Source organism: Acidobacteriota bacterium (assembly GCA_040752915.1).
GTDB lineage: Bacteria > Acidobacteriota > UBA4820 > UBA4820 > DSQY01 > JBFLVU01.
Genome location: JBFMHB010000026.1, coordinates 1 through 16,863, shown reverse-complemented (window position 1 = coordinate 16,863; position 16,863 = coordinate 1). Strand labels below are relative to the sequence as shown.

At 68.2% G+C, this 16,863-nt stretch carries 16 protein-coding genes and 2 tRNA genes; 8 read left to right on the top strand and 10 right to left on the bottom strand.

The window, feature by feature from the left end; translation table 11 throughout:
• Positions 1–430 precede the first annotated feature (430 nt).
• The 8 genes from AB1824_06605 to AB1824_06570 form a co-directional block, all read right to left on the bottom strand.
• Positions 431–982, bottom strand: coding sequence for a gamma carbonic anhydrase family protein (locus tag AB1824_06605; GenBank protein MEW5764630.1), 552 nt, complete (start codon positions 980–982; stop codon positions 431–433).
• Positions 983–1,005: 23 nt separating this feature from the next.
• Positions 1,006–2,427 (bottom strand): MFS transporter, encoded by a 1,422-nt coding sequence (locus AB1824_06600; GenBank protein ID MEW5764629.1) that lies wholly within the window; start codon positions 2,425–2,427, stop codon positions 1,006–1,008.
• A complete protein-coding gene (locus tag AB1824_06595; GenBank protein ID MEW5764628.1) occupies positions 2,412–3,401 on the bottom strand; it encodes an SIR2 family protein in 990 nt (329 codons plus the stop codon). Before AB1824_06595 ends, AB1824_06600 begins: the two co-directional genes overlap by 16 nt.
• A 9-nt stretch (positions 3,402–3,410) precedes the next feature.
• Complete coding sequence (locus AB1824_06590) at positions 3,411–3,716, bottom strand: hypothetical protein (protein MEW5764627.1); 306 nt, start codon at positions 3,714–3,716, stop codon at positions 3,411–3,413.
• A 152-nt stretch (positions 3,717–3,868) separates the two neighbouring features.
• Positions 3,869–5,578 (bottom strand): PKD domain-containing protein, encoded by a 1,710-nt coding sequence (locus AB1824_06585; protein ID MEW5764626.1) that lies wholly within the window; start codon positions 5,576–5,578, stop codon positions 3,869–3,871.
• Between the two features lie 86 nt (positions 5,579–5,664).
• Positions 5,665–6,552: a UDP-2,3-diacylglucosamine diphosphatase gene (locus AB1824_06580; protein ID MEW5764625.1), complete on the bottom strand. Its 888-nt coding sequence runs from the start codon at positions 6,550–6,552 to the stop codon at positions 5,665–5,667.
• A 979-nt stretch (positions 6,553–7,531) separates the two neighbouring features.
• Complete coding sequence (locus AB1824_06575) at positions 7,532–7,675, bottom strand: hypothetical protein (protein ID MEW5764624.1); 144 nt, start codon at positions 7,673–7,675, stop codon at positions 7,532–7,534.
• A gap of 325 nt (positions 7,676–8,000) precedes the next feature.
• The gene (locus AB1824_06570; protein ID MEW5764623.1) at positions 8,001–8,681 is read right to left on the bottom strand and encodes an LON peptidase substrate-binding domain-containing protein; all 681 of its coding nucleotides are present in this window, start codon (positions 8,679–8,681) and stop codon (positions 8,001–8,003) included.
• Between the two features lie 110 nt (positions 8,682–8,791).
• Here AB1824_06570 and era point away from each other — a divergent pair, with 110 nt between their 5' ends.
• Genes era through AB1824_06555 form a run of 3 tightly spaced genes read left to right on the top strand, consistent with a single transcriptional unit; the run spans position 8,792 to position 10,868 of the window.
• On the top strand, positions 8,792–9,679 hold the full coding sequence (gene era, locus AB1824_06565) for a GTPase Era (protein ID MEW5764622.1): 888 nt from the start codon (positions 8,792–8,794) through the stop codon (positions 9,677–9,679).
• A gap of 14 nt (positions 9,680–9,693) precedes the next feature.
• On the top strand, positions 9,694–10,332 hold the full coding sequence (locus AB1824_06560) for a DUF3365 domain-containing protein (protein MEW5764621.1): 639 nt from the start codon (positions 9,694–9,696) through the stop codon (positions 10,330–10,332).
• On the top strand, positions 10,329–10,868 hold the full coding sequence (locus tag AB1824_06555; GenBank protein ID MEW5764620.1) for a hypothetical protein: 540 nt from the start codon (positions 10,329–10,331) through the stop codon (positions 10,866–10,868). The genes AB1824_06560 and AB1824_06555 overlap by 4 nt, the downstream gene beginning before the upstream one ends.
• Before the next feature lie 313 nt (positions 10,869–11,181).
• Here AB1824_06555 and AB1824_06550 read toward each other — a convergent pair whose 3' ends face one another.
• Together AB1824_06550 and AB1824_06545 are read right to left on the bottom strand one after the other, a co-directional pair.
• The gene (locus AB1824_06550; GenBank protein MEW5764619.1) at positions 11,182–12,426 is read right to left on the bottom strand and encodes a hypothetical protein; all 1,245 of its coding nucleotides are present in this window, start codon (positions 12,424–12,426) and stop codon (positions 11,182–11,184) included.
• A gap of 58 nt (positions 12,427–12,484) precedes the next feature.
• Positions 12,485–12,560: transfer RNA gene (locus AB1824_06545), tRNA-Thr, on the bottom strand.
• A gap of 349 nt (positions 12,561–12,909) precedes the next feature.
• On the opposite strand from AB1824_06545, the gene AB1824_06540 reads away from it, so the two are divergent.
• From AB1824_06540 to AB1824_06520, 5 genes are all read left to right on the top strand, one after another.
• The gene (locus tag AB1824_06540) at positions 12,910–13,443 is read left to right on the top strand and encodes a hypothetical protein (GenBank protein ID MEW5764618.1); all 534 of its coding nucleotides are present in this window, start codon (positions 12,910–12,912) and stop codon (positions 13,441–13,443) included.
• A gap of 516 nt (positions 13,444–13,959) precedes the next feature.
• Positions 13,960–14,036: transfer RNA gene (locus tag AB1824_06535), tRNA-Pro, on the top strand.
• Positions 14,037–14,258: 222 nt separating this feature from the next.
• Entirely contained in the window at positions 14,259–15,305 is a 1,047-nt protein-coding gene (locus AB1824_06530; protein MEW5764617.1) for a fatty acid desaturase, read from the top strand.
• Between the two features lie 599 nt (positions 15,306–15,904).
• Positions 15,905–16,126: an AbrB/MazE/SpoVT family DNA-binding domain-containing protein gene (locus AB1824_06525; protein ID MEW5764616.1), complete on the top strand. Its 222-nt coding sequence runs from the start codon at positions 15,905–15,907 to the stop codon at positions 16,124–16,126.
• 14 nt (positions 16,127–16,140) lie between these two features.
• A complete protein-coding gene (locus tag AB1824_06520; GenBank protein MEW5764615.1) occupies positions 16,141–16,551 on the top strand; it encodes a putative toxin-antitoxin system toxin component, PIN family in 411 nt (136 codons plus the stop codon).
• The last annotated feature ends 312 nt before the right edge of the window (positions 16,552–16,863 follow it).

The following is a 16,863-nucleotide window of genomic DNA, read 5'->3' as shown; positions in this document are numbered from 1 at the left end:
TGGGCGGGAGGCGCCGGTCCGAAAGGTGTCCCCTGCTGTCCTCCTCACCAAGGGCCTCTTCGGAGGGCATCGTGGGAGGGCCATCAGGCGGTCTTCCTTGCGCCTTTCTTCCTGGCGCCTCTCCCGCCCGGCCGCCCTTCGGGCGGGCCGGCCTGCCTGGCTCGGTTCCGTTCGCCTCCCCCCCCACTCTAATGGGTGCACCGGCGGCGTCGGACCATCTGCTTTGTCAAGCTTCCCGGGCGGACTCGCTCCACGTACCCAAGTACGAGTCGGTGTCCGCCCGCTCGCCTTTCGCGCACCTGGCCCAACGGCGCCGGGACGCCGCCATCCGCCTTCGGCGGACGGCGATTCAGCTCAGGGGCCTGCAAAGATTCTCCAGGCCTGCTTCAAATAAACCCCAAATCCCAAATCCGAAATCCGAAATTTCCCTTCACCCGTCCTTCAGCGGATGGTCCTCCCAGCCGTGGAACTTGCCCAGGCGCCGGTACTCCTCCACGTAGGAGGCGTAGTTCCGCCAGCCGTTCCGGACCTCCTCGATCTCCTCCGGGGTCAACGGCCGGACGGGGCGCGCCGGGGTTCCCAAGGCGAGATGGCCCGCGGGGATGACCCGTCCCTCGGTGACCACGGACCCCGCCCCCACCACGGCGTCCTTCTCGATCGTGCACCCGTCCAGAAGGATCGCCCCCATCCCGATGAGGGCGGGACCGACGACGGTGCATCCGTGGAGGACCGCTCCGTGGCCGATGACCACGTCGGCCCCGATGGTCAGGGGGTGCGTGTCGCAGGTGGTGTGCAAGACGCAATTGTCCTGAACATTGGTCCGCCGTCCCACTCGAATGAAGTGAACATCCCCCCGCAGGGAGGCGTTGAACCAGACCGAGCACCCCTCCTCCAAGGTCACGTCCCCGTTGAGGCGGGCCGTGGGGTCCACGTAGACGCTGGGGTGGACGGAGGGGCTTCTTTCGAGGTGGATCAGGCGCATGGTTGGCGTCTCCTAAAGCGGCCTCATTCCGGATGGCCCTCCCTCCCGAAGGCCCGGTCGAACATCCAGAGCGCCGCGGCGTTGAGGGCGGCCCACAGGCCGAAGGCGTACCAGACCCAGGCGGGCCGGCCGGCGGCGTCGAAAAAGGCCACGAGCCTCGCCCCCACGGGCGGTCCCAGGCCGAACCCCAGGGCCAGAGGCAGGAACCCGTAGCCGATGTACAAGGCCAGCTTCTCCTTGGGCGCGATCACCGAAACGTACTCCACCATTCGCGGGCTGAAGAGCATTTCTCCGACGGCCCAGATGGCCAGGGAGAGCGCCACGGCCCAGGCGCCGAAGGCCGTCCCGAAGAGGTGGACCGTGGAGACCGCCGCCGCGGCGATGAGGATCCCCGCCACCATCGTGGGCAGGGGCCTGAACCGCCCCGTCGCCTTTCCGATCAGGACCTGGAAACAGACGATCAGCACCGGATCCACCGCCTGGAAGAGTTCGATGTGGGCCTTCATGGACGGGTCGAGGCCGATGATGAACAGGGGGATGTTGGTCCAGATCTGGCTGTACAGGGCCCAGACTCCGGAGAAGATGAGGATGAAGAGAAGGAGCCGGAGGTCTCCGAGCCGCTGGGGCGGGAGCCACGCAGGCGCACCCCTCCCCTTCAGGCGCGCATCGAGGACCAGGTTCAGAACCACCCAGACCGCGGCCAGCCCCAGCGCCTCGTCGAAGGGAAGGAACGCCTTCCGCCAGAGAAGGAGGATCCCGAAGAGCCCGAAGGCCGTCAACAGCGCGCGGACGTTCCCGAGCACCTGGACCATCTCCGAAAAGACCGCCGGCAGGGGCTTGGCGCGTGCCGCGGGGTCGTAAGCCGGGTTTCGGAAGGCCGCGAAGGTGAGGAGGAGGGCCACGGCCTCCACCACGGCGCAGGCCGCAAAGATCAGAGCGGGCTTGCCCGTCCCCGTCCTCACCGCGTTGGCGAGGAAGGGCGCCCCCAGGGACCCCACGTTGATCATCATGTAGTAGATGGAGAACCCCAGGCCGCGGGTCTCCTCGGTGGATTCGGCCTTCACCGTGCCGGCGATGACGGGCTTCATGACGGCCCCGCCCAGGGCGATGAGCAGGAGGGCGGCCACCATGCCCGGGTACGCCGTCACCCTCGAGGCCAGGGCGTACCCCAGGACGATCACCACGAGGGAGGCCAGCATGGTCTCCCGGAAGCCGAAGCGGTCCGCGAGGGCCCCGATGAGGATGGGCAGGAAGTACCCCATGAACCAGAGCATCCCCGCCAGCGAGTTGGCCCGCAGGTCGCCGAAGCCCAGGTCCTGGCTCAGGTACACGATCAGGTAGGAGGACATGGTGTAGGACGCCATGCAGTGGAGCAGTTCCACGGCGATGGCGGTCCAGAAGGTCTTTCCGAACCGACGCATGGAGCCGATCAAGCCGGGCCGCACCGTTCCCCCCTTTCCCCTCCGGGTGGCGCCGGTCCCCCGCGGATCGTGCCGAGGATGCGCGTGATGTCCCGGTCGTAGCGGTGGATCCAGAGCACTTCGATGCCCAGGTGGTCGAAGGCGTCCCAGAGGGCTCGGCGGGACGCCGTGTAGCGGATGGCCCCCCTCCTGTCCCTCGGAGGAGGGACCGGAGGCTTCAGGAGGAGGTAGTGGCGCGGGGGCACGGCGAGGCGGCGGGCGAGGTCCAGCAGGCGCCTGAAGTTCGGGTCCTCTCCGGAGGTCCCGATGAGGAGGCAGGGGTAGCGGGCCAGAAGCTGGATCGTCACGTGGTCGCTCCAGGGGCGGCCCTGGTGAAACAGCTCGTGGTAGTCATCCTCGGAGAAGACGATCTGGGAGGACCCGGGGTGGGACGGGTCCGACGGAAGATACCCGTGGGTGTGGAAGATCGGAATGCGGCCCGTGCGCGGGTCCATGGGCGCTCCGAAGATGGTCTGGTACCGGTCCGAGAGGCCCATGCGCTCGGCGCACCGCTCGAGGAGGTCGTCGAAGTTCTGGGTCAGAATGGCGTGGACGGAGTCCAGGGACAGGATGGCGCGCAGGGTTCCCGAGGGCCTCCAGGGCCTGGCGTACAGGGCCTGGCGGACGGCGTCCAGGTACCCCGCGCCCAGCTTGGCCTTGACGTAGCGCGCCACCATGGGGCGCACCCGGTCCTTCAGCACGGCCTCGATGTCCCGCTCGTGAAGAGGCGCCTCGGTTGGGTCAACCGATTCGTAGAGGCCCGCCAGGGCCCGGCGGAGGAGGGCCCGCGTGAGTTCTTGCCACACGGGAAGGCCGCAGCCTTTGGAGACGCCCGCTCCCAGGACCAGGCAGAGGCGCCCGGCGCGGTAGGCCGAGGCCAGGGCCTCCACGTTGGGGGCGTTCCATTCCGCCTCCTTGGCGAGTTCCCGCTGGGCGAGGGGGTGGAGGGAGGCAGTCATGGTCGCGGGCTAGTCCTGGGTCATGTCGCGGAGGTCGCGAAGGGTGGCCTCCATGGCGTCGCGCAGTTCGGCGGAGGCGGCGGCGAGTTCGGCCTCCCGCGCCGAGTCCCGTTCGAGCCGGGCCACGACGGGGAGGATCTTCTCGCGGTGGGCGGCCACGAGGGCGGCCGCCTCGGGCACGGGAGGAAGACCGTCCAGGACGGACAGGATGTGCCGGGCGTTCTCCAGGCGGCGGGCGGCGGGGATCTCCCCCCGGTCCAGCGTGTCCCACAGGGCCCGCATCCTCTCGACGGGGTTTTCGATCTCCTCGAACACGCGACCCTCCGGCCGGGCACCCAGGCCGAGGCGAGTGTAGCCCCGGTGCAAGGTGTCCGCAAGGAGGCCGGGTTCCCGGCGGGGGGTGCCGGGGCGGGCCGGCCGGTCCGGCCGCGTCGTGCTTCAGGGGGCTGGAGACGGACCGGGAGGCCTCAAGGCCACTGGAAGGTCACGGTGGCTTCCCCTCCGTCCGGATTCACGAACCGGAGGGAGACGGGGATGTTCTTGGGCACCGCCGCCTTCAGGGACCCTCCTCCTTTGAGGACGAATCGGGCCTCGCTCTTCCACCGCGTGTTGGACCATTCCGACCCGTTGATGAACACGTCCATGTCGTCGCTGAAGCGGCTCCCCGAAACGATCAGCCGGAACGGGTTCCCTCGCTTCACGACGGAGGCGATGACGGGGGGCTCCACGGCCTCGGGGCCCACCTGGATCGTCAGGGGCGAGGCGTCCGCCGTGGCGGAGGCGGAGTCCGTGACGCTAAGGGCGACGGTGTAGGTCCCGTCCGCCGCGTAGGTGTGGTTTGGATTCGCGTCCGTCGAAGAGGCGCCGTCTCCGAAGTCCCACAGGTACCCGTAGGGCGCCGCACCCCCCGTCGCGGTTCCCGTGAAGAAGACCTCGAGGGGCGCGGGCCCGCTCACCGGACTGGCGGAGGAGGAGGCGGAGAGCCCGGGCGCTCCGGAGACGTCCACCCGTCCTGTCATGGAGTCGCCGTGAAGCGTGCAGTAGTAGGGGAACGAGCCCGGCTCCGTGAAGGTCCGCGAGAAGGTCCCCGAGGTTTTCACCCCCGAATCCCAGATGCCGTCCCTCGAGCAGATTCCGCCCGGGCAAGTGCCCGATGTCGTGGAGTGGCTTCCGCCGGCCCAGGTCCACCTCACCTGATCCCCCGGGTTGAGGCTGACCACCGAGGGGCTGAAGAAGAAATTCCCGACGGTCACGGACACCGTCGCTTCGAGGAGGGGGGCATTTTCCATTCGGAAGAGGCCGGATTCGCCGGCCACGTAAAGGGTCCTTCCCGCCGCCGCGAGCCCCCGGCCCCGGGCGCGAATGCCGGCGGCGCGCTCGACGGCGCCCCGGTCCGTCCATCGGTAGAGCCCGCCGTCCCGGTCTTGGAACAGCGCGTAGAAGCCTCCTCCGGCCTGCGCCAGAGCCCGGGCGGGGGAAGGAAGGCGGACCGCGCCGAGCCGGCGGTGCGGCGGAGCCAGTTCGAAGGCCAGCAGGCGCCCGTCCCGGGTGGCCACGGCGACGGCGTCCGATCCGGCGGCCAACCCCGAGATGTCCGCCCCCGAGGAGACGAGGCCCTCGTAGGCGACGTCCAGGGGGTCCAGGTCCTCGCAACAGGTGGAGCCGTGTTCCACGTGGCAATGGTGGTTCGCCGCGAGCCTCAGAAGCAGGACGCCCTCCCCTCGGACGGCGACCAGCATCAGATCGCCCGCGAGGCCCAGGGGGCCCGGCTCCCCGGGAAGGGCCAGCCGGCCGGCGTCGCTCGGGAACTCGGGATCGCGCAGATCGAACACGCGCAGGCCCCCGCCCGCCTCCGCCACGTACGCGAACGGGCCCGCCACGACGCCGCCGGTGCCGGGAGAGTCGAGGGTAAGGATGGAGAGGGGGACACCGCCCGCCTCGGCCCGTCCCACGCGGACTTCCGTTCCCTCGCCCCACAGGAGGAGGCCTCCGCCCTCGGCGACCCAGGTCGAGGGAGAGCGGTGGAAGGGCTCCCCGCGGCCCCCGAACACCTGCGGCGCGCCTGCCCGATGGGCCGACGGAAGCAGAAGGGCCGCGCAGAGAAGGAGAACGGAACGGGCTTCGGGACCTGGGAAAGCCACGGAAAAGCGGAAGGGTCGGCTGGAAAGGAGCGACATGGGCGGCCTCCCTGTCACCTGCCGGGAACGGCCAGGGACAGCAGAACCGCCGGGTGCTCTTCGTTATTTCGTCCCGGCGCCGGCTCTCAGGGCTCCGACGCGAGGCGCCGCGCCTCCCCGGCGGCGGCCAGGGTGGGCAGGGCGGCCAGGAAGGCCCTGCGGTCGAAGGGGGCCGCGAGGTCCGGATCCTCCGCGTCTTCTGTGGCCGCGGTTCGGAGAAGGGGCTCGGGATGCCGGTAGAGGCTCCACGCGCCTCCCGCGTACTCGAGGGCCGTGAGGTTCTCGATCCAGTCGCCGGAATTGAGGTAGACCACGGTCCGCCCGTTCCGGTGGACCTCGCGGATCTGGGGCTTGTGGATGTGGCCGCAGACCACGTAGTCGAAGCCGCCCTCGAGGGCCAGGTCCGTGGCGGTCTGCTCGAAGTCGTCCACGAACTTCACGGCCCGCTTCACGCCGTCCTTGATGCGCTTGGAGAGGGAGATCCGCCCGCGCCCCAGGCGGAGGGAGACGAAGTTCACGAGCCGGTTGAGGAGGATGAGGAGGTCGTAGCCCACGGCTCCGAGGCGGGCCAGCCAGCGGGAGTACCGCTGGACCACGTCGAAGACGTCGCCGTGGAAGATCCAGGCCTTTCCGCCCGGGAGGTCCAGGACCACCTTGTTCACGAGGTGGAGGCGGCCCAGGCGGAGCGGCGCGAACTTGCGGAGCATCTCGTCGTGGTTTCCCGTGACGTAGTAGACCGTGGTCCCCTCTGAAACCATCTTCATGAGGCGCTTGAGGACCTTCATGTGGGCCTTGGGCCAGTAGTACTTTCGGAACTGCCAGCAGTCGATGATGTCGCCGTTGAGGACGAGGACTTCGGGCTCGATGCCCTTCAGGTAGTCGAGGAGGGACGAGGCGTGGCAGCCCACCGTGCCGAGGTGCACGTCGGAGACCACCGCCACGTCCAGCTTGCGTTTGATCCGGGGTTCCTTCATGGAATCTTCCCGATCCTCCCTGGGCCTTGTGGCCCTTCCAGGGCCAAGCCTAGCGGGAGCGGGCGTCACGCCCGTGCCAAACCCGTTGCGAAAGCGACACGGTCGCGCCCCGTGGGAGGCGTCTCCCGACGCCGAGGTTCGCCTCTCCTACATTCCCAAGTCCCAAATCCCCAATCCCAAATCCCAAATCCCAAATCCCCAATCCCAAATCCCAAATCCCAAATCCCAAATCCCAAGTGTGCTTGCCCTTTCCCCTGTCTCACTTTCGCCTTCCGCCTTCTCTTCCCCCCCCGCCCCTCCCGGCCCGGCGCCTTCGGCGCCTCCTCCCTAGGTCGGGTCCGCGCGTCGAAAGGCAGGCCTTTCTCCTCGCCTCCCTCTCCCTCGGTCCGCCCTTCGGGCGGGCCGGGTTCTTATGTCCACGTTCAGCCCTACCTTCGAAGAGGCCCTGCGGGGGAGCGGCGCGGGTCTTGGTTCCAAGGAGCCCCGGCAGGGCGCCCTTCGAAGAGGCCCCGGGTGCGCCACCGACGGCGACGGACCTATGGCGGCGTCAGGCTTCGGCGCCCGCATCCTCAACGTACAGGAAGTACGCTTCCGGTGCGTGAGGAACCGGGGTCACGTGAGGGTCCGGGGTCATGAGGGTCCGGGGTCAGGTCTTGTCATGCCACATTCCCGAAGATGAATGATGAAGTAGGCGCGCCATGGAGGAGACAGGGCCACGGGGTGAAGAGGGTCCTTGCGGCAATGCCCGCGTGACCGCTGGGGCCGGCTTTGCCCCACGACTCCCGAGAGCCCGGCACGGGACGCCGAAGGGCGCCCGCCCCAAGGCATTGGCTGTTGTTTCTTGTTCAATTCGAAATCCGAAATCCGCAATCCAAAATGCCTCTCCGCCGGACCGGCGCCTCCCGCCCAAAGCCAAGCGCACCCAGCGCTTGGGCGGCCTGCCCCGCCCTTCGAGACGCAAAGATCCGCAAGAGGAGCCTCAGTGAAAAATCCGGGCGTTGGCGGGATGGAGGGCGGGATGGGAGGCCATGCGCCGCCTCAGGGCGGCTTCGGCGAGGGCGTAGCGCTCCAGGAGGCGGCGCGCCTCGAGCAGTTCCTGTTTCTCCTCGGGAGAGAACGCCAAGGCCTGGGCGGCGGAGGCGAGGAGGTGAGGAACCGGGGTCAGGTCTTGTCATGCCACATTCCCGAAGATGAATGATGAAGTATCCGCGCCATGGAGGAGACAGGGCCACGGGGTGAAGAGAGTTCTTGCGGCAATGTCCGCGTGACCGCTGGGGCCGGCCTTCAGTGAAGGTTCGTCTGGAGAATCTGTGCAGGCCCGTGAGCTGAATCGCCGTCCGCCGCAGGCGGATGGCGGCGTCCCGGCGCCTCCCGCCCAAAGCCAAGCGCACCCAGCGCTTGGGCGGCCTGCCCCGCCCTTCGAGACGCAAAGATCCGCAAGAGGAGCCTCAGTGAAAAATCCGGGCGTTGGCGGGATGGAGGGCGGGATGGGAGGCCATGCGCCGCCTCAGGGCGGCTTCGGCGAGGGCGTAGCGCTCCAGGAGGCGGCGCGCCTCGAGCAGTTCCTGTTTCTCCTCGGGAGTGAACGCCAAGGCCTGGGCGGCGGAGGCGAGGAGGCGGTCGTCGTCCACCGAGGAGAGGTCTCCCATGAGGCGCTGGAAATGCTCCTGGCGGTCGGGGGCCAGAAGGGGGAGGGAGGCCAGGAGGTCGAAGCGGGCCCTCACCACCGATTCGCGCTCGGACTCGTCCACGGCGGCCTCGATGGCCTCGGCCCGGACCTGGCGGTAAGGAGTCACGACGTCCAGCTCTTCGACGACGCGGAAGGCGGTGACCCCCACCAGCCAGATCAGGAAACGGCCGTCTTCCACCTCGAAGTGCCGGCTGATGCGCCCCGCGCCGCCGATTTCCCGGATGGGAGGGGCACCCGGCAACTGGTCCTCGGTCCCCGGCCGGGGCTGGATCATGCCGATGACCGTCTGCCCCTCGAGGGCGTCCCGCACCATGGCCCGGTACCGCGGCTCGAAGATGTGGAGGGGCAGCACCTCCCCTGGAAGGAGCACCACCCCCGGAAGGGGAAACACGGGGAGGACGTCCGGCAGCTTCTTGGCGGTCCCACTCAGCTTTCGCATGCCCATCTTCGGGGCAACGCCTACCCTCCTGCCGGAATTCCGCCTCCGGGTTCCCTGCGCCCGCCGTTGCCGCTATACTTCGTCCGCGGGCGCTCCCGCGGGAGGTTCGGATGCGTTGCGGCTTCGTGGCGGTGGTGGGGAGGACGAACGTGGGCAAGTCCACGATCGTCAACGGGCTGGTGGGCGAGAAGGTCTCCATCGTGACGCCCAAGCCCCAGACCACGCGAAACGTGATCCGGGGCATCCTCACCGAGCCCAGGGGCCAGGTCGTGTTCCTGGACACGCCCGGCGTCCACAAGCCCCGCACGCGCATGAACGAGGCCATGAACCGATCGGCCCTGGAGAGCGTGGAGTCGGTGGACGCCGTCCTCTGGGTCCTGGAGGCCGGGCGCCCCTGGGGGGCCGAGGAGGGCCGCCTCGCGGAACGGCTCAAGGGGCGCGCCCAGGGGCTCCTGATCGTCCTCAACAAGGCCGACGAGGTCCGGAACAAGGCCCTGCTCCTGCCGGTGCTGGAGGACCTCTCGCGGCGCTTCCCGGAGGTCCCCCTCTACCCCATGTGCGCCCTGGACGAAAAAGACCGTAAAGGGCTCCTGGACCAAATCTTCCCCCTCCTCCCCGAGGGGGAGCCCCTCTTCCCCGAGGACGTCTACACGGACCAGCCCGAGCGCCAGCTCGCCGCGGAGATCGTCCGGGAACACCTCTTCGGGAGGACCTTCCAGGAAGTCCCGCACTGCGCGGGCGTCCTCGTGGAGCAGTTCGAGGAGGCACCCGCGGAGGGCGGCAAGGTGACCATCCACTGCGCCATCCTCGTGGAGCGGGAAAGCCAGAAGCCCATCGTCATCGGGAAAGGCGGCCAGAACCTCAAGGCCATCGGGACCGGGGCGCGGAAGGAACTGCAGTCCCTCCTGGGATGCGGGGTGGAGCTCCGGTTGTTCGTGAAGGTGCGCCCGGAATGGCGGGAAAACGCCGCCATCCTGAGGGAAATGGGCCTGGCCTGACGGAGGCGAAACCCATGAAACGGCAACGCGCTACGGCGTCGGCGGTCCTGCTCGCCCTGCTCCTGGCGGCCTCTCTGCCCGCCTCGCTCCCCGCCGACGAGGAACTCCTCATCACCTGCCGGGGCGCGGCGGCGGCGCTTCAGCGGGGCCTGCAAGCGGCCCTCTCGGCGGCCATGCGGGAGGGCGGCCCGGAGAAGGCCGTGACGGTGTGCCGGGACCGCGCGCCCGAGATCGCCGCCGACATCTCCCGCAGCGAGGGCGTCCAGGTGCGGCGCACGGCCCTTCGGGTGCGAAATCCGAAGAACGCCCCCGACGCGTGGGAGCGCGAGACCCTGGAGGCCTTCGCCGCCCGCATGGCCGAGGGGGAGGACCCCGCCGCCCTGGAGCGGTGGGTCCTGCGCCCCGAGGACGGGAAGCTGGTCTACCGCTACATGAAGGCCATCCCCACGGGGGAGACGTGCCTGTCCTGCCACGGCCCCGCCGTGGAAGAAGGGCTCCGCCGGAGGATTCAGGAAGCCTACCCGGAAGACGCCGCCGTGGGTTTCGCCAAGGGCGACCTGCGCGGAGCCTTCACCATTCGCAACGTCGTCGGGACGGCGGCGCCGGAGCCGCCGCCCCGCCCCGCCGAACCCAACTCCTGGAGGAAGCCATGAAGAAAGCCGTACCCGTCCTGTTCGCCCTTGCCCTGGCCCCCGCGTGGACCTTCGCCCAGACCGCTCCGGCGTCGGAGAAGCCCAAGCCGCCCGAGCGTCCGCCGATCAAGGCCCTCTACGAAGGAAAGAGCGCGGAGGCCGCCGCCCAGGCCCTCGTGGACCAGGCCCTCAAGATCTCCCAGAACGACCCGTGGGTTACCTTGACGGCCGCCCGGGTCCTCTATCTGGGCGGGAACAAGGCCGCCGGACAGGCCCTCGTGGACAAGCTCTCCGGCGCGTCCCTGGATGGGGAGTCCCTGCTGGTGATCGCGGGGATGTACGCCCAGGCCGGCGAGTTCGACCGCGCCGAACCCTACCTGAGAAGGGCCCTGGTCGACGAGGATCCGGACACGGTGGTGCAGGTCGCCGCCCTGTACCTGGCCCACGGGGACCGCGCCAAGGGCGAGGAGGCGTTGGCGAAGATCTTCTCCCGGCCGGATTCGGACCCCGAGACCCTTCTCAAGGCCGCCGCGGGTTTCCTGAAGGTGGGGAACTAGAGAGCGGCAACCGGGATTTCGGGATGGATGGATGCCGGGATTCCGAGAATCAGAAAGTCCGCGATGAAGAAATGAGGGGAAAGGGGAGGGCACGGAAGCCCTCCCCTACGAAACCCGGGCGGCGTGCGTTCTAGGAACGCTCTCCAGAGCGCCGCCGCCCGCCTTCAAAGGCCTCCCATGGTGCGGCCCTCCGTGGTCGCCCTTTTCGAAGGCCTCTTGTTCAATGTCCCCTGTCTTCAAATCCCAAATCCCAATTTCCAAATCCCCAATGGCCTTTCTTTCCCTCCGCCTTTCCCGTTGTTCGTCTGACGCCCTACGGTATTTCCACGGCGCTCGGCAGGTACCAATCCAGGGAATCCGGAGCGATGACCTCGGTTTGGCTCGCCCGGGCCAGGAATCCCGCCAGGCGGCCCTCCAGGACGTAAGCCCCCGGCTGGAGACAGCGGCGGACGCCGTCGGGAAACGCCGTCGCGCCCGGCCGCAAGAACTCCTGAACCACCCAGGTCCCCGGCCGGGCGAAGGCCCGCTCCACCGCAGAGGCCCACTGTGAAGGGGAGGCGTAGGGACCCGCCACGAGGCCGCGCCCTTCGTAGCCTCTGGCGGGCTTGAGGAGGAAGGACTCCCGGTCCGAGAGAAGGAGAGACCGGAGGTCCCGCCGCGTTCCCGCGTACTCCACCTCCCCCTCTCGCACGAGGCGCGTCCAGGGAACGTGACCCGCGACGGCCTCGCGCAAGGGGCGGGGGAGCGGGGCGGAGAGGGACGGGTCCGAGAGAACGGCGAGAAGCGTCTTGCTCCATGCCGGATCCGTCCGGAAGGAGCCCACCACGCAGGCCGATCCGTCCGTGCACGCTTCCAGAAAGGGCCCGATCTCCCGGGCCCTCTGGAAGGCCTCCTCGCTCACCAGCCGGCGGTAGACCAGGTGGATTTCCCCGCGGGGTCCCAGGAGGCGCCCCCCCGCCTTCCGCAGTTCCCGGGGGTCCACGACGGAAGCGGGACAGCCCCGGGAGGCGAAGAGGTCCGCCAGGGCCTCCTGTTCGGCCCGGGTTCCCACGTCGGCCCAGTCCACCAAGGCGATGGTGGGCCGGTCCACCCCGGTGCGGTCCCAGCGCCGGAAGCAGGCCAGGAGTTCTTCCAGCAGGCGCTCGGGCAGGGGGCGTTCCTCCGGGGGAAGTCCTTGCCGTTCCCGCCAGAGGGCCGTGAGGGCCGCCGTGTAGTGCCACCCCGCCGTGCCATCCGTGTTGAACTCCATGACCTTGGGGACGCCGTCCACGACAAAGAGGTCCATGCGCCCCAGGGGGATGTGGGGGGCGTAACCGGGGTCAGCCAGGATGGCGGCCTCGTGGGGAGGGTCGTAGCCGAAGGCCGCCCGCAGGGGCCCGCCCGTCAGAAAGGCGTCGGTGACCGCTTCGGCGGCCTTCCATACCGCTTCGGCGCACTTCGAAATGGCCTCCAGCGCCTCAGGGTCGAGTTGCAGGGGATAGGGGAGACAGGGGAGGGGGCGTCCCCCGAAGGAGACGCCGCGGCTGAGGAGGTCCACGGAATCGAAAGGCGTCTCCAAGACAGCCTCCCCCAGGCGAAAGGGCGGCCTCGGCCGCCCTTTTCGCTCGCGGGTTTTCTGGAGCCGGCACGCGGACTTGAACCGCGGACCTACTGATTACGAATCAGTTGCTCTACCAGCTGAGCTATGCCGGCCCCGAGCCCCATTATCTTAAGCCATGGCTCCACTTCCGTCAATGAGGGGCAGGGTCGGGGGGCCACCGGGGAGGGGAGAAAGGGAGGGGCGGCCCTCCATGGCCGCCCGCCCCTCGGTCCTGTAACGCGCGCGATCGCGCGCCTTCGAAGGTCTCCCGTGTAGCGGCCCTTGCTTGCAAGGGCCGTCCTTCCGGCCGATGCGAGCATCGGCTGCTACGAAAGCCATTCTTTCTATGGGTTGCCATGTTCGCCGTTTCTTCAAATCCCGAATGCCTCTCCTGCCTCACTGCCTGGGTGAAACCCAGCGGGTCGCTCTTCCACTCCGTCCTTGGCAGGGTATACTCAACCCATGAAGATCTCGAGCCTGGAAAGGGCTTTCCGATCCGTCAACGAAATGGTCCGAGAGGGTGTCTTTCAGGCCTATGCCGTGGGCGGGGCCATGGGCGCCCTGTTCTACACGGAACCCTCCGCCACCTACGACCTGGATATCTTTGTCCTCCTGTCGGATTCCGATGGGGCGCTCTCTCTGCCCCCCCTGGCAAGGCTGTACAAATTCGCGCGGGCCAAAGGACACGTCGTCGAGCGGGAGCACATCCTGCTGAACGGGGTTCCCGTTCAGTTCTTGCCCGCCCCATCTGCGCTCGTAGAAGAGGCGGTCCGATCGGCCGTGACGAAAAAGGTCGGGACCACCCCGGTCAAGGTTATGCGGCCCGAACATCTGGCGGCGATCATGGTGGAGGTAGGCCGGCCCAAAGACCGCCTGCGCTTGCAAGCCTTCCTGGCGGAGAAGGTTATTACCGAGAAGGACATGGAAAGCCTCCTGAAGGCCCATCGCCTCTGGATCCGCTGGCAGGGGATGAAGAGGGAGATGGGGTTCCCATGAAATCGGGACAAAGGAACAGCAGACCCGCATCGTCTTTTCCCGTGGCCAAGGGCCTCCGCCGAAAGCGCCTGCGCACCCTGCCCTATCTCGAAAAAGTCCGCATCCTGAGGGACCTACAGCGCATGGAAAACGAAATCCGCAGGGCCTCGGGGCGCTCCCCTCGGCCTGAGTGGCCGGACTGAGCCCGGATTGAGCAGGGAGTAGATGCCTATCGGCGGCCCCCCTTGGCCGCCTTCGGACGTTGTAGGAGCGCTCTCCAGAGCGCGATGGCGCTGGCCGCAAAGGCCGGGAGGGCACGGAGGCCCTCCCCTGCGGGCTCCGAAGCGCCCCCCCGCGGTCCTGTGACGCCCCTGCCTTTCTCGTCTCTCGTCTCCGTTTTCTCCAAATCCCAAATCCCAAATTCGCAATCCCGAAAGCCCCTGTTTTCCCTCCTCCTACCGCCAAAATAGGTGGCTGTCCCCAATTTTCTCTTCCCCCTTTTCTTCAAATCCCCGGTGGGCTATGCTGGAACGCAGTCGGGGCGTAGCGCAGCCTGGTAGCGCATCTGCTTTGGGAGCAGAAAGTCGCGAGTTCAAATCTCGCCGCCCCGACCAGTTCCTCCCGCCCCCCTGGGTGGCGTCGCACGGCGCCGGTCTCTCGTAGGAGCGGCCCTCCGGCCGATGCGAGCATCGCCGCTACGAAGGCCTCTCTCCGAGGGATCTGCCTATGGGAGCGGTCCGGGGGCAATAAGCCCTCCTTTTCCGGCGTTGTCATAACCCCATCGAGGATCGCGTCGGCCCCGTCCGCCTTGATGAGGCTGGATCGAGGAGAGTGACATGGCGCCCACGCAATCCCCTGAACATCCGACTTCCGCGCCCGCGCGCGCCTCCCGCCCCGAGTGGCTGGCGGCCATGAGGGCCTTCGAGAGGCCCAGTCTCCGCAGGGCCCTGTGGCAGATGCTCGACACCTTCTTACCCTACGGGGCGCTCTGGGCGCTGATGGTCCTGCTCGTCCGCCAGGGGGCCCCCTACGGGCTCGTCCTTCTCCTTTCCGTGCTGGCGGCCGGCTTTCAAGTCCGCATCTTCATTCTCTTTCACGACTGCTGTCACGGGTCTTTCTTCCGGTCCCGCCGCGCCAACTCCGTTCTGGGGACCCTCGCGGGGGTGCTGACCTTCACGCCCTTCCGGGAGTGGCGCCTCGCTCACAACGCCCACCACGCCACCGTGGCGGACCTGGACCGGCGCGGCATCGGAGACGTGACCACCCTCACCGTCGAGGAGTACCGCGCCGCCCCGCTCCTTCGGCGCCTGCGCTACCGGGCCTACCGGCACCCGCTGGTGCTGTTCGTCCTGGGGCCGGTGTGGCTCTTCCTCCTCTCGTTCCGCTTCTTCCCCAAGGGCGCCAAGGCCCCCGAGCGCCGCAGCGTCCTCGTCACCAACCTCGCCCTGGCCGCCCTCGCCCTGGTCTCGAGCTGGACCATCGGCCTGAAGACCTACCTCCTCATCCAACTGCCCGTCCTCCTGATCGGGGGGGCTTTCGGCATCTGGCTCTTCTACGTCCAGCACCAGTTCGAGCGGGGCTACTGGGCCGCCCACCCGGCGTGGGACCCCGTGGAGGCTTCGCTGAAGGGGAGCTCCTACTACAAACTCCCCAAGGTCCTGCAGTGGTTCAGCGGCAACATCGGCCTCCACCACGTCCACCACCTCCGGCCCCGCATCCCCAACTACAACCTGCAACGGTGCCTGGAATCCCTCCCGGCCCTTCGGGACGTGGAGCCCTTGACCTTCTGGAAGAGCCTCCGGACCCTGCGGCTCCGCCTCTGGGACGAGCGCGAGAGCCGCATGGTCGGCTTCGCGGCGCTTAGCAAGCTCCCCGCCTCCTGAGAGCAAACCAGCCAACCTCTTGAAAGACGATCCTTCGCGGGGGCCGGTGTGGCCTCTGTAGGGGAGGGCCTCCGTGCCCTCCCCGTCGAGGTATGTGCGGCGGCGGCGGCCATTGTGCGGCGACCGGTGTGGCCTCTGTAGGGGAGGGCCTCCGTGCCCTCCCGTGCGGTGTTTGGGCGGCGGCGGCGGACATTGTGCGGCGACCGATGTGGCCTCTGTAGGGGAGGGCCTCCGTGCCCTCCCGTGCGGTGTTCGGGCGGCGGGCTTTTATAGCGGCCGATGCTCGCATCGGCCGCTACGAAGGCAACCCCGCGCCGTAGGGGCGGCCCTCCGTGCCCGCCCGCCCCACGGTTACTTGGTCCGGCCGTCTCTCGTCTCTCGTCCCTTTCAAATCCCAAATCCCAATTTCCAATCCCAAATGCCTTTCGCCTTTTGCCTGTCGCCTTTCTCGTCTCCCGTCTCCCGTCTAACGTCTAGCGTCTCTCGTCTAACGTCTTGTCATTAAATAGGTGGCCGTCCCTAATTGTTCTGAAAGTAAGGATTCCTTACTCTTGTCCTTATAAGGCGACCGCACTATATTTTCCGTACGGAGGCGCGGGATGTTTGCGAAGCGGACGGCGAAGAACCAGTTGACCCTCCCCAAGGCCATCGCGCAGAAGTTCGAGGGCGTGGAGTACTTCCAGGTGAGCGAGGAGGCGGGGTCCATCGTGCTCGCTCCGGTTCGGCCCAGCCGCGCGGCGGAGGCGCGGGCCAAGCTTGCCCGGCTGGGGATCTCCGAAGCGGATGTGGCCGAGGCCGTGGCCTGGTCGCGCCGGAAATGAGGTTCCGGGCCGTCTTGGACACGAACGTGGTGGTCTCGGCCCTGCTCTTCGAGGAGGGCCGGCTCGCCTGGCTGAGAGACGCCTGGCGTACGGGCTCCTGCGTTCCCATCGTGTCCGCCGCCACGGCGTCCGAGCTGGTTCGCGTCCTCGCCTATCCAAAGTTCCGTTTGGAGCCGGAGGAGCGGTGGGACCTCCTCGGCGAGTACCTCCCCTTTGCCGAGGAGTTCGCCAAGCCACGGCGGGCGCCCAGAGGCTTGAAATGCGAGGATCCGAAGGATCAGATCTTCGTGGACCTCGCCCTGGCCGCCTCGGCCGACGCCCTCGTGACGGGGGACAAGGCCCTCCTGGCCTTGGGCGGGGGAGCCCCCTTTGCCCTCCTCACCCCCCAGGGTCTCAAAGCGAGACTGCGGGGAGGGAATGAGTAGGTGAGTAGGGGAGTAGGGACGGCCCTCCGTGGCCGCCCGCCCCACGGATGTTGTAGGAGCGCTCTCCAGAGCGCGATGGCGTCGGCCGCGAAAGCCGGGAGGGCGCGGAGGCCCTCCCCTACGGACCCCGAAGCGCCCCCCGCGGTCCTGGGACGCCCCAACGCCTTACATCTCTCGTCTATCGTCTAACGTCTCTCGTTTTCCGTCCTGCGGCGCCGCCGCTCGCCTTCGAAGGCTTCCCGTGTAGCGGCCCTTGCTCGCCAAGGGCCGTCTCTCCGGCCGATGCGAGCATCGGCCGCTACGAAGGCAACC